This is a genomic window from Azonexus caeni (assembly GCF_048146105.1).
GTDB classification, from domain to species: Bacteria; Pseudomonadota; Gammaproteobacteria; order Burkholderiales; family Rhodocyclaceae; genus Azonexus; species Azonexus aromaticus_B.
On the sequence record NZ_JBKJAD010000011.1, the window covers coordinates 80,592 to 92,791 of the forward strand.

Consider the following 12,200-nt stretch of genomic DNA (forward strand, 5'->3'; position numbering starts at 1 on the left):
CGGTTTTGTTGCGTTGCGGGAACACGCATGTCATTACCCTACGAGTTGCTGATCGGCTTGCGCTACACGCGCGCCAAGCGTCGCAACCACTTCATTTCCTTCATCTCGATGATCTCGATGGCCGGCATCGGTCTTGGTGTCGCTGCGTTGATCGTCGTCCTCTCGGTGATGAACGGTTTCCAGAAGGAACTGCGCACGCGCATCCTCGGCGTCGCCTCGCACATCCAGGTCACCGGCATCGACGGCGGGCTCGACCACTGGCAGTCGATCGCCGCCGGCGTCGAGAAACACCCGGAAGTGCGGGCGACGGCGCCCTTCGTCCAGTCGCAGGGGATGTTCTCGGTTGACGGCGAGGTCAAGGGCGCGCTGATCCGCGGCATCGTCCCCGAACTCGAGGACCGCGTCGCCGACTTCCGCAGCACGATCAAGAGCGGCAGCCTTGACGACCTCAAGCCCGGCGAGTTCGGCGTCGTCCTCGGCGCCGACCTGGCGCGCTCGCTGCACGTGTTCACCGGCGACAAGGTGACGCTGATCGCGCCGCAGGGAACGGTGACGCCGGCCGGCGTGGTGCCGCGCGTGCGCTCGTTCAAGGTGGTCGGCATCTTCGAGGTCGGCATGTACGAGTACGACTCGGGGCTGGCGCTGATCCACCTGCAGGACGCGCAGCGCCTGTACCAGATGGGCGAGCAGGTGAGCGGCGTGCGTCTGAAGGTCGATGACCTGTTCAAGGCACCGCGCATCGCCCGCGAGCTGGTCGCCTACATCAACGCCGACGCCTACATCCACGACTGGACCAAGAGCCACGCCAACTTCTTCCGCGCCGTGCAGATCGAGAAGACGATGATGTTCATCATCCTCTCGCTGATCGTCGCCGTCGCCGCCTTCAACCTGGTGTCCACGCTGGTCATGGCGGTCACCGACAAGCAGGCCGACATCGCCATCCTGCGCACGCTCGGCGCCCGGCCGCGCTCGATCATGGCGGTGTTCATGATCCAGGGCGCGCTGGTCGGCTGCATCGGCCTGGCGCTCGGCGTCGCCGGCGGCGTCGCGCTGGCGCTCAACGTCGACGTCGTGGTGCCGGCGCTCGAGCGCCTGCTCGGCATCCAGTTCCTGGCCAAGGACGTCTATTACATTTCCGACCTGCCGTCCGAACTGCTGTGGAGCGACGTCTGGGGCGTCACCCTGATCGCCTTCGTGCTCTCGTTGCTGGCGACGCTCTACCCGAGTTGGCGGGCGGCGCGGGTCAATCCGGCGGAGGCGCTGCGCTATGAGTGAAATCATCCTGCAGGCCGAGGGCCTGGCCAAGACCTTCCGTGGCGGCGGGCTCGACGTGGCGGTGCTGGCCGGCATCGACCTCAGCGTTGCCGCCGGCACCACGCTGGCCGTGGTCGGCGCTTCCGGCTCCGGCAAGAGCACCTTGCTGCATCTGCTGGGCGGGCTGGATGCGCCGAGCGCCGGCACGGTGTCGCTGATGGGGCGCGATTTCTCGGCCTTGAACGAGGTCGATCGCGGCGACTGGCGCAACCGCCACCTCGGTTTCGTTTACCAGTTCCACCACCTGCTGCCCGAGTTCTCGGCGCTGGAGAACGTCGCCATGCCGCTGCTGATCCGCCGCTGCGAACGCGGCACGGCGCTTGAACAGGCGGCGGCGATGCTCGCCGCGGTCGGCCTCGGCCACCGCCTGGAACACCGGCCGGGGGAGCTTTCCGGTGGCGAAAGGCAGCGCGCGGCAATCGCCCGCGCGCTGGTCAGTCGGCCGTCGTGCATCCTTGCCGATGAACCGACCGGCAATCTCGACAGTCATACCGCTGCCGGCGTCTTCGAACTGCTGCTCGAGCACGTGCGGCGTCAGGGCGCCAGCCTGGTCATGGTCACCCATGACCGCGGGCTGGCCGCCAGGGCCGATGCGATGATCGAACTGAACGACGGGAAATTGCTCTCCGCTTGATATTCATTGGACATTTTTCGGTCTCTGGCTATTCTGGTCGCGTCCGTAGCCTGGGGGTTGAAAAATGCGTGCCTTGTTCCTGCCGGCAGTGGCTTTGATGAATCGCCTGCATTTCCGCGCCAAGTTCATTTTTCTTGGCAGCGCGCTGGTGGTCGTGTTGTTGGTGCTGCTCTACACGCTGTACGACAACCTCAGCCGCGACATCCGGACCGCCGAGCACGAACTGGCCGGCCTGCAGATGCTCAAGCCGATGAACCGCGCGGTGCAGTTCATGCAACAACATCGCGGGCTGTCGTCGGGCGTGCTCAATGGCAACGCGGCGATGCAGGAAAAGCGGGCGGCAGTGGCGAAGGAAGTCGAGCAGGCGCTGGAGGAAACCGAGGCGACCCTCAGCCCCGGGTTGCGGAACAGCCCGCGCTGGCAGGCGATCCGCGGCGAATGGACGGCAATCAGCCGCCAGGGGCTGAACTGGTCGGCCCCGGAAAATCTCGCAAGGCACAGCCGGACGATCGCCGGCATCCTCGGTTTCATGGTCGACCTGGCCGACGAAACCGAACTGACGCTGGACCCGGCGATCGACACCTACTATTTCATGGATACCGTCGTCGACAAGATGCCGGCCATGCTCGAGCCGCTCGGCATCATGCGCGCCCGGGGGACGGGAGCGCTCAGTTCGCAGGAGCTGACGCTCGATACGCGGCGCGAGATCGTCGCCCTGCTTGAACGCCTGAGCGGAACCTTGCGGGAGCAGAACGCCAACCTCGAAAAGACGATGAAGTACGCGCCGGAACTGCGCGCCGTGCTGGGCGGGCCGGGCAGCGAATTCGCCACCGCCAGCGAGAAGCTGTTCAAACTGGTGCGGGAAGACATTCTCGAGGAGCGTTTCCAGACCTCTGCCGCCGACTATTTCGCGCTGACGACGCAGGTCATCGATCTCGGCTACCGGATCATGTACGACACGCTGATTCCGCAGTTCGAGAAGCAACTGGAGAAACGCAAGGCGGATGCCCAGCGCGTCCTGCTCCTGCAGGGCGTGCTGGCGACCCTGGTGACGCTGCTCGTCGCCTATTTCGGGATTGGCACCTATTACTCGGTGATCGGCACGGTCGAAGTGTTTTCGGCAGGCGCCCGGCGCATGGCCGACGGCGACATGACGGTGCATTTCGCGAGCGCCGGCAGCGACGAATTGCACGCCGCCGGCCGCGACCTCAACGACATGGCGGCGTCGATCCGCGCCTTGCTGGCGCGCATTCAGGACGATGTCGGCGAGTTGCGCAACGCCGCCGGCGAACTGGCGAGCTCGAGCCACCAGATTTCGCGCAGCGCCGGCGCGCAAAGCGATTCTGCGTCGAGCATGGCGGCCTCGGTCGAGGAAATGACGGTCGGTGTCGATCACATTGCCAGGAACGCCCAGGATGCCGAGTCCTATTCCCGCGAGTCGGACCGCGTCGCCGGCGAGGGCGGCGACACCGTGCGCCGGGTGGTCGCCGAAATCCAGGGCATCGCCGAGTCGGTCAATCATTCGGCGGCCAGCGTCGAGGCGCTCGGGCAGCAGTCCGACCAGATTTCGACCATCGTCGGCACGATCAAGGATATCGCCGACCAGACCAACCTGCTGGCGCTCAACGCCGCCATCGAGGCGGCGCGGGCCGGCGAGTCGGGGCGCGGCTTCGCCGTGGTCGCCGACGAGGTGCGCAAGCTGGCCGAGCGGACGGCGAAATCGACCCAGGAAATCGCCGGCATGATCGCCGCCATCCAGTCCGGGACGACGACCGCGGTCGATAGCATGAAGCGCGGCGTGGCGCGCGTCGGGCTCGGTGTCGTCGAGGCGCAGCGGGCTGGCGAATCGATCGGCCTGGTCCAGGAGCATGCGCGGCGGGTGGTCGAGGCAGTGTCCGAGATCACCGTCGCCCTGCGCGAGCAGGCGGCGGCGAGCACCGAGATTGCGCAGAATGTCGAGCGCATCGCCCAGATGGCCGAAGAGAACAACGCCGCCGCCGGCAGCAATGCGCATACTGCAGACGGTTTGCGCCAACTGGCCGAAACGCTCAACGGCGAGGTCGGCCGCTTCCATACCTGAAACCGCCGACGCGCGCGCCGGCGCCGGCCGGCGTATCATTTCTCCCTTTGACAACAATAGAAAGCAACCAGGGAGGAAGCTTCATGATTTTCGACATCGAGAACGAGACCTTGCCACGGGAAGAGCTCGAGGCCTTGCAGTTGCGCCGGCTGCGCAACACGGTCGAGCGCTGCTACGCGACGGTCAAGTTCTACCGCGAGGCGATGGATGAACTGGAGGTCAAGCCGCACCACATCCAGTCGCTGGCCGATGCCCGTCTGCTGCCCTTCACCAAGAAGGAACAACTGCGCGACAACTATCCTTTCGGCATGTTTGCCGTGCCCACCGAGCAGGTCGTCCGCGTCCATGCCTCGTCCGGCACCACCGGCAAGCCGACCGTCGTTGGTTATACCCGCCGCGACATCGCCAACTGGGCGCAACTGGTTGCGCGCAGCCTGGCTTCCGCCGGTCTACATCCCGGCGACCGCCTGCACAACGCCTACGGCTACGGCCTGTTTACCGGCGGCCTCGGCCTGCATTATGGGGCCGAGGAACTGGGCGTGCTGACCGTGCCGATGTCCGGCGGCCAGACGCAGAAGCAGGTCATGCTGCTCTCCGATTTCGAAGCCACCGCGCTGTGCTGCACGCCGTCCTACTCGCTGAATATCGCCGAGGAAGCCGAGAGCATCGGCATCGACCTGCGCAAGCTGCCGCTGCGCGTCGGTATTTTCGGCGCCGAGCCGTGGACCGAGGAAATGCGCTACGAGATCGAGGCACGCCTCGGGCTGGAAGCGATCGACATCTACGGCCTGTCCGAAGTCATGGGGCCGGGCGTCGGTGTCGAGTGCATCGAGGCGAAGAAAGGCCTGCACGTCTGGGAAGACCACTTCCTCGTCGAATGCGTTGACGTGACGACCGGGTTGCCGGTGCCGGACGGTGAGGAGGGCGAGATCGTGTTCACCTCGCTGACCAAGGAAGCCTTCCCGATCCTGCGTTACCGCACCCGCGACATTTCGGTGATCGACCGCACGCCGTGCAAGTGCGGCCGCACCCATGCGCGCATCCGGCGCATCTCCGGACGTTCCGACGACATGCTGATCATCCGCGGGGTCAACGTCTTCCCGACCCAGGTCGAGGCGGTGCTGATGCGTACCGAAACCTTGTCACCCTTCTACCAGATCGAGGTGTTCCGCGAAGGCTTCATGGATTCGATGGTGGTCAATGTCGAAGCCAGCCCGCCGCTGTTCGCCAAGGGCCAGGAGGCGATGGACCGCATCGCCGCCAAGGTGCAGAAGGACATCAAGGACTTCATCGGCGTTTCCTGCCAGGTCATCGTCAAACCGACCGGCGCCATCGAGCGTTCGATGGGCAAGGCGGTGCGCGTCATCGACCACCGCAAGAAGTCAGGCTGAAGCAGTTCGCCGGCGGCGCCGGTGCCAGTGGCGAACGAGGTAGAGCCGCCAGGCGCCGCGCGTCAGCAGGTAGCCGGCCAGCGCCAGGCCGTCGGCAAGAACGATCAGGCCGACGGCGAGTGGCCGGGCGACGGCCAGCATCCAGGTGTGCATGGCTTCCGTCCAGGCGCCGAACTCGGCAAAGCTGAACGTCGGCGGCAACAGGAAGCCGGCCGTATCGCCGATCAGCAGGCGGCCGGTCTGGTAGGCCAGCAGGTAGAGCGGGACGATGGTGAACGGGTTGCTGTAGAGCGTCACGACGAGCGCCAGCGGCAGGTTGGCGCGGAACAGGATGGCGCACAACGCGGCGCCGGGCATCTGGAATGGCCCGGGAATCAGCCCGCAGAACAGCCCGGCGGCAACGGCGCCGGCCGCCGAGCGGCGGTTCAGATGCCACAGCCGCGGATGCAGCAGTGAATTCTCGAACGGCCGCAACCAGGGGTTGCGGCGTATCGTTTCGTGGTCCGGCAGGTAAGGTTTGAGCAGGCGGCGCATGGGCTGATTATCGCAAAGGCCGGGCTCGCCGTCGGTAACGCTTCGTGCCATGATATTGGCATGAAATCCGCCGCGCTTGCTTTCGCGCTGGGTGTGTTCCTGCTGCAGACCCAGGCGCTGCTGCCCGATCCCTTGCTGTGGTCGCTGCCGGCGCTTGTCCTGTGCCTGCCGGCCTGGCGCTGGCGTCGCTGGCCGGCGCAACTGTTGCTGCTGATCGGCGCCTGCGGCCTCGGTTTCGGCTGGGCGGCGTGGCGTGCCGAACTGCGCCTGGCCGACCAGCTGGACGCGGCGTGGGAGGGCAGGGACATCGCTGTGGTCGGCGTGGTTGCAGGCCTGCCGCAGGATTTCGAGCGCGGTGTGCGTTTCGAGTTTGCCATCGAGCGCCGCCTCGACGCCGAAGCCGTCGTTCCGCAGCGCGTGCAACTGGCCTGGTACGACGACGGCGCGACGCGCCACCCGGTCAATCCCGGTGAACGCTGGCAATTCGCCGTCCGCCTCAAGCGACCGCACGGCGCCGCCAATCCCGGTGGTTTCGATTACGAACTGTGGCTGCTCGAACGCGGCATCCGCGCCACCGGCTACGTGCGGCCGGCGCCGGCGCAGCGTCTCGACGCTTTCGTCGCGCGTCCGGCCTATGTCGTCGAGCGGCTGCGGGCGGCGGTCCGCCAGCGTTTCGAAAGCGCCCTGCCGGCGGCCAGCCATCCCTGGCGCGGCATTCTGACGGCGCTCGCGGTGGGCGACCAGAAGGCGGTCGACGGCGAGCTATGGACGGTCTTCAACCGCAGCGGCGTGACGCACGCGATGGCGATCAGCGGCATGCACATCACCCTCGTCGCCGGTCTCTGTGGTGCACTGCTGGCCGGGCTGTGGCGCCGTTTACCCGGTCTGGCGCTGCGCTGGCCGGCGCAGAAGGTCGGCGTGCTGACGGCGGCGCTGGCGGCGTTCGGGTACACCGCGCTGGCCGGTTTCGGGGTGCCGGCGCAACGCACCCTGTACATGCTGCTGGTCGCCGTCCTGGCCATGCTTTCCAGCCGCATCGTCGCGCCCGGCCGGGTGCTGGCGCTGGCGCTGCTTGTCGTTCTCGTCGTCGATCCCTGGGCGGTGCTGGCGCCGGGTTTCTGGTTGTCCTTCGGCGTTGTCGCCGCCTTGCTCCACGTCGGCGCGGCGCTGGTCGGCGCCGGGCGCGGCTGGCGCGAGCGCCTGCGCGGCTGGGGAACGGTGCAATTGGCGGCGACGCTCGCCTCGTTGCCGATCCTGCTGCTGGTGTTCGGCCAGTTTCCGCTGGTTTCGCCGCTTGCCAACCTGGTCGCGATCCCGGTGATCAGCCTGCTGGTGACGCCGCTGGCGCTGCTCGCCGCCGTCCTGCCGTGGACCTTCCTGCTGCAGGCGGCGCACGCCGTGCTCGAGCCGTTGATGCAGTTCCTCATTTGGTGCGCGGCCTGGCCCTTGTGGCAGGTGCCGGCGCCGCATCCGGCGGCGGTGCTGCTGGCCGCCATCGGTGTCGTCGTCTGCCTGTTGCCGCGTGGCGTGCCTGGGCGCTGGCTGGGGCTGACCTTGCTCTTGCCGCTGCTGTTCTGGCCAGCCCCGGAAATTCCCGATGGCGAGGCGCGCATCGCTGTGCTCGACGTCGGCCAGGGACTGGCGGTGACGGTACGAACCCGCCAGCACCTGCTGGTCTACGACACCGGCCCGCGCTACGGCAGCGACGCCGATGCCGGGCAACGGGTGGTCGTGCCCTATCTGCGCTGGCTGGGGGCGACGCACATCGATCGTCTGCTCGTCACCCACGGCGACGCCGACCATGCTGGCGGTGCAGATTCGCTGCGCGCGGCGCTGCCGGTCGATGAGAACATTTCGTCGGACGCGGCGCTGGGGCGGCGCTGCGCCGCTGGCGAGAGCTGGCGCTGGGAAGGCGTCGATTTCGCGATCCTGCATCCGGCGGACGAGGCCTATGCCGACAACGGCCGGCGCAATGCGCTGTCCTGCGTGCTGGCGGTGACGGTCGGCGGCGAACGACTGCTGCTCACCGGAGACATCGGCGCCCGCGAGGAGACGGCGATGCTGGCACGCGATGCCGCGGCGCTGCGCAGCACGGTTCTGCTGGCGCCGCACCACGGCGCCAAGGGCTCGTCGACGGCGGAATTTCTCGCAGCAGTCGCAGCGCGGGAGGTGCTGTTTTCGGTCGGTCATCGTAACCGTTTCGGCCATCCGCGTCCGGAGGTGCTGGAACGCCACGCGGCGACTGGCGCCCGGCTGTGGCGCACCGATCGGGACGGTGCCTTGCTGCTGACGCTAGGTCCGGCAGGGCGGGAAATTGCCGCCTGGCGACAGTTGCGCCAACGTTACTGGCAGGGACGGTGATACATTCCTGCCGAGGAGGAAGGCGCAATGACGATAAAACAACGCAGCGTCCGCTGTCTCAGTCCTTCGGGGCTGCACCGGATGAGTTATTACGAATGGGGCGAGCGCGACAATCCGCGGGTGCTGGTCTGTGTCCATGGGCTGACCCGCAACGCGCGCGATTTCGATCGCCTGGCGCAGGCTTTGTCCGGCCACTACCGGGTCGTCTGTCCGGATGTCGTCGGGCGCGGCCTCAGCGGCTGGCTGCGCGATCCCGCCGCCTATGCGATTCCCCAGTACGTCGCCGACATGGTCACGCTACTCGCCCGCCTCGATGTCGAGACGGTGCATTGGCTGGGCACTTCGATGGGCGGCCTGATCGGCATGGCGCTGGCGGCGCAGGAAAATTCGCCGGTGATGCGCCTGGTCCTCAACGATGTCGGGCCGTCGATCACCCGTGCTTCGCTGCAGCGCATCGCCGCCTATGTCGGCGCCGATCCGGACTGGGCCACCCCGGCCGAGGCGCTTGCTTATCTGCGCCAGATCAGTGCGCCGTTCGGCGCGCTGAGCGAGGCGCAATGGCTTGAGCTGACCGAAAGCAGCATCCGCCAGCGTGCCGACGGTCGTTGGGGCTTTCGTTACGATCCGCGCATCGCCGAGCCGTTCCGGGCCGCCTTCGGCGATGGCGACATCGCGCTGTGGCCGCTCTACGAAGCGATCCGCTGCCCGACGCTGGCCATCCGCGGCGCCGATTCCGACCTGCTGGCGCGCGACACCTGGCAGCGCATGGGTGAATCCGGGCCGCGCGCGGAACTGGCCGAGATTCCCGGGGTCGGACACGCCCCGATGTTCCTTTCCGACGACCAGATCGACGTCGTCCGCAACTTTCTCCTGCATGCATGAAGACTGTCGAAATTCCCGGTTATCGCATCGAAACCCTTGATCTTCCCGCCACCCGTCCCGGCCTGCCGACCCTGGTCCTGCTGCACGAAGGGCTGGGCTGCGTCGCCATGTGGCGCGATTTCCCGCAGCAGCTGGCGGCGGCGACCGGTTGCCGGACCATCGTCTATTCGCGTCCCGGGTATGGCGCTTCCGATCCGCATCCGGAAGCGCGCCAGCCGGACTACATGCACCGCGAGGCGCAACACATCCTGCCGGCTTTGCTGGCGGCCATGGCGGTCGAGCGGCCGTTGCTGGTCGGCCATAGCGACGGCGGCAGCATTGCGCTGATCTTTGCCGGTAGTTTTCCCGAACGGCCGGTCGGCGTGGTGGTCATGGCGCCGCACGAGTTCGTCGAGGCGGAAACCCTGGCCGGCATCCGTGCCGCGCGTGAGCTCTGGCTCGACAGCGACTGGCCGCAGAAGCTGGCGCGCTATCACCGCGATGCGCCGCGGGTCTTTGCCGACTGGAACGATTGCTGGCTGGCGCCGGCCTTTCGCGACTGGAACATCGAGGATTACCTGCCGGCGATCCGTTGCCCGGTGCTGGCGATCCAGGGCGAGGACGACGAATACGCGACGCTGCGCCAGATCGAGGTGATTGCCGAGCAGGTGCCGGAGACACGCCTGCTCAAGCTGGCGCGCTGCGGACACACGCCGCAGCGCGACCAGCCGGCCGCCGTGCTGGCGGCGATCGCCGAATTCGTCAGTCGGCGGTGAACTGCTCGCGGGCGATCCGCCATTGCCCCTGGTCGCGGACCAGTTGCAGCTGCTTGACGCCTTCGTCCTCGAAGCGCTTCGACCGGTAATTCATCGGGAAGGTCAGGGTGGCGCGGTCCTTGCCGTCCATCGCAATCGTCGCTTCGCCGAAACTGAGGTCGATCAGGCCGGCCTGCTCGATGATGCGGCGCCGGCTGGCCTGCCAGGCCGCCGGGCTGTCGGCGTTACCAGCGTAGTCGGCGGCGTAGAACGAGAAATAGGCTTCGACGTCGCGGTTGGCCCAAGCCTTGCGCCAGGCTTCCAGCGTGCGTAACAGTTCGTCGCGGCTTTGCGCTGAATTGTCGGCGACCACCGGCGGCGCTGCGGCAACGGCAGTTTCGTCGGCCGGGGTGACGACGGCGACGACCGGAGCGGCGCTGAGCGTTTCCGTCGGCAGTGGCGCAGTTGCTTCCGTCGGTGCAGTTACCGCTGGCGGCGCCACTTCGGCCGCGCCGGGTACCGGCAAGGCGGCCGTCGGCTGACTTTCCACGAATTGTTCCGGCGAAGGCGGCGTCGGTGCGCTGAGGTCACCGTATAGGCTCATCAATGCAACTGCACACAGAGCCCCGATCGAGACTGCTGCAATCAGGTAAGTGCTAAATCCCGTGTTCCCCTTGTCCATGCTGGCTCCCTATTTATGTTCATGAATCGCAACATTATTCTGATCGACCTGCGAGAAACGATTCTTTCATGATAAATAAGAAGATTTGTAAAGAAAGGTGTATTACTTTTGTATAATTGTTGCCGGAAACGCTTGCAGCATCTGGGAATATCGTTTGGCATTCTCGACATAATGGCTAGCTGAATGTTTTAAACGGGAAATTTCGTCGTCGGACAGTTCACGCACCACTTTTCCCGGTGAGCCGACGATCAGCACGCCATCCGGAAAAATCTTGCCTTCCGGGATCAGCGTATTGGCGCCGACGATGCTTGAGCTGCCGATCACCGCCCGGTTGAGGATGATCGAGCCGATGCCGATCAGGCTGCCGTCGCCGACCGTGCAGCCGTGCAGCATGACCAGGTGACCGACGGTGACGTCGTTGCCGATATGCATCGGAACGCCCTCGTCGGTGTGCAGCACCGAGCCGTCCTGGATGTTGCTGCGCTCGCCGATGTGGATCGGGTCGTTGTCGCCGCGCAAGGTGGCGTTCCACCAGATCGAGGCCTGGGCGCCGAGGCGGACGTCGCCGATGACCGTGGCGTTGGGGGCGATCCAGCTCTGCTCGCCGAGTTGCGGGGTTTTTGTACCGAGTTGATAGATGGGCATGGGTTTTCTCCGTGTAGGGCAGGTGTGCCGAGCGATTTTCTCATGTTACGCTTCGCCACCGAGCGGGCTGCGGGGCCGGCCAAGCAAAGAGACAGCATGCCATTTCCGAAACTCAAATCCGGTCACTGGGTCCTCATCGTCATCGCCCTGCTGGTCGCCCTCGACTGGGCGATCCGCCGGCCAGACGGCCAGACCCGCCAGCTCAACGACGTCCTGGCCACGCAGGGCAGCCCGGAACTGCAGAACTATCCCTACCGTTTCCAGGTGTTGCGCGTCGAGCAGGGGATGGCGGTGCTGAGCACGCCGCGCAATGTCGAGGTGCCGGCGTTCCGGGTGCTCGGTGTGCTGCACCCGGAAATCAATGTCAAGGATCCGAACAATCCGGCCTTCATCGCCATCGAGAAGGAACTGGCCCGGGTGCAGTCCGAAGCCGCCGAGCTGGTCCGGACACAGCCCGGGATCAAGGGGGTGCGCTGGGAACTCGACCGTCAGTGGTTGCGTCGCCAGGGTATCGAGCTGATGGAGCGCTGAACGGCTGGGCTGTGGCATGATGCCGCGCTTGGCAGGCTTAAACGGGACGCCGAATGGACGACTTTTCCAGTTTGACCGCCGCCGTGTGCGAATTTCGTGATGCGCGCGACTGGCGGCAGTTTCATACCCTGCGCAACCTGATCGTCTCGCTCAACCTGGAAGCCGGCGAGCTGCTCGAACTGATGCAGTGGAAGAGCGACGCCGAGGTCGAGGCGCTGCCGGGCGAGGCGACGACGCGCGAGGCGCTGGCCGACGAATGCGCCGACGTGCTGCTCTACCTGCTGCTGATCGCCGAGCGCAGCGGCATCGACCTGGCGGCGGCGACCCGCGCCAAGCTGCAGAAGAACGCCGCCAAGTACCCGGTCGACAAGGCGCGCGGCTCGCGCGCCAAATACACCGAACTCGGCTGAGG

12 protein-coding genes are annotated in these 12,200 nt (G+C 66.4%); 9 read left to right on the plus strand and 3 right to left on the minus strand.

Going from position 1 to position 12,200, the window contains the following annotated elements:
• Positions 1–27 precede the first annotated feature (27 nt).
• The 4 genes from ACLIIZ_RS12120 (at position 28) to ACLIIZ_RS12135 (ending at position 5,419) form a co-directional block, all read left to right on the plus strand.
• Complete coding sequence (locus ACLIIZ_RS12120; RefSeq protein WP_416692399.1) at positions 28–1,275, plus strand: lipoprotein-releasing ABC transporter permease subunit; 1,248 nt, start codon at positions 28–30, stop codon at positions 1,273–1,275.
• Positions 1,268–1,948 carry a lipoprotein-releasing ABC transporter ATP-binding protein LolD gene (lolD, locus tag ACLIIZ_RS12125; RefSeq protein ID WP_416692400.1) on the plus strand — a complete coding sequence of 227 codons (681 nt, stop codon included), beginning with the start codon at positions 1,268–1,270 and terminating at the stop codon, positions 1,946–1,948. The genes ACLIIZ_RS12120 and lolD overlap by 8 nt, the downstream gene beginning before the upstream one ends.
• Before the next feature lie 64 nt (positions 1,949–2,012).
• On the plus strand, positions 2,013–4,028 hold the full coding sequence (locus ACLIIZ_RS12130) for a methyl-accepting chemotaxis protein (protein WP_416692401.1): 2,016 nt from the start codon (positions 2,013–2,015) through the stop codon (positions 4,026–4,028).
• 83 nt (positions 4,029–4,111) lie between these two features.
• Positions 4,112–5,419 (plus strand): phenylacetate--CoA ligase family protein, encoded by a 1,308-nt coding sequence (locus ACLIIZ_RS12135; protein ID WP_416692402.1) that lies wholly within the window; start codon positions 4,112–4,114, stop codon positions 5,417–5,419.
• Here the strand turns inward: ACLIIZ_RS12135 and ACLIIZ_RS12140 are convergent.
• Positions 5,411–5,953 carry a DUF2062 domain-containing protein gene (locus ACLIIZ_RS12140; RefSeq protein ID WP_416692403.1) on the minus strand — a complete coding sequence of 181 codons (543 nt, stop codon included), beginning with the start codon at positions 5,951–5,953 and terminating at the stop codon, positions 5,411–5,413. The two genes, ACLIIZ_RS12135 and ACLIIZ_RS12140, sit on opposite strands and share 9 nt — an antisense overlap.
• A gap of 60 nt (positions 5,954–6,013) precedes the next feature.
• Between ACLIIZ_RS12140 and ACLIIZ_RS12145 the strand changes: the two genes are divergently transcribed.
• The 3 genes from ACLIIZ_RS12145 to ACLIIZ_RS12155 are packed head-to-tail and all read left to right on the plus strand — an operon-like array spanning position 6,014 to position 9,951.
• Entirely contained in the window at positions 6,014–8,314 is a 2,301-nt protein-coding gene (locus ACLIIZ_RS12145) for a DNA internalization-related competence protein ComEC/Rec2 (protein ID WP_416692405.1), read from the plus strand.
• A gap of 27 nt (positions 8,315–8,341) precedes the next feature.
• Positions 8,342–9,196 carry an alpha/beta fold hydrolase gene (locus ACLIIZ_RS12150; protein WP_416692406.1) on the plus strand — a complete coding sequence of 285 codons (855 nt, stop codon included), beginning with the start codon at positions 8,342–8,344 and terminating at the stop codon, positions 9,194–9,196.
• A complete protein-coding gene (locus ACLIIZ_RS12155; RefSeq protein WP_416692407.1) occupies positions 9,193–9,951 on the plus strand; it encodes an alpha/beta fold hydrolase in 759 nt (252 codons plus the stop codon). The genes ACLIIZ_RS12150 and ACLIIZ_RS12155 overlap by 4 nt, the downstream gene beginning before the upstream one ends.
• On the opposite strand, the gene ACLIIZ_RS12160 is transcribed toward ACLIIZ_RS12155, so the two are convergent.
• Positions 9,938–10,534 carry a YybH family protein gene (locus tag ACLIIZ_RS12160; RefSeq protein ID WP_416692409.1) on the minus strand — a complete coding sequence of 199 codons (597 nt, stop codon included), beginning with the start codon at positions 10,532–10,534 and terminating at the stop codon, positions 9,938–9,940. The genes ACLIIZ_RS12155 and ACLIIZ_RS12160 overlap by 14 nt on opposite strands.
• Before the next feature lie 180 nt (positions 10,535–10,714).
• The gene (locus ACLIIZ_RS12165; RefSeq protein WP_416692411.1) at positions 10,715–11,257 is read right to left on the minus strand and encodes a gamma carbonic anhydrase family protein; all 543 of its coding nucleotides are present in this window, start codon (positions 11,255–11,257) and stop codon (positions 10,715–10,717) included.
• A gap of 96 nt (positions 11,258–11,353) precedes the next feature.
• On the opposite strand from ACLIIZ_RS12165, the gene ACLIIZ_RS12170 reads away from it, so the two are divergent.
• Positions 11,354–11,788 (plus strand): hypothetical protein, encoded by a 435-nt coding sequence (locus ACLIIZ_RS12170; RefSeq protein WP_416692413.1) that lies wholly within the window; start codon positions 11,354–11,356, stop codon positions 11,786–11,788.
• Between the two features lie 53 nt (positions 11,789–11,841).
• Complete coding sequence (locus ACLIIZ_RS12175; protein ID WP_416692415.1) at positions 11,842–12,198, plus strand: nucleotide pyrophosphohydrolase; 357 nt, start codon at positions 11,842–11,844, stop codon at positions 12,196–12,198.
• Positions 12,199–12,200: the final 2 nt, after the last annotated feature.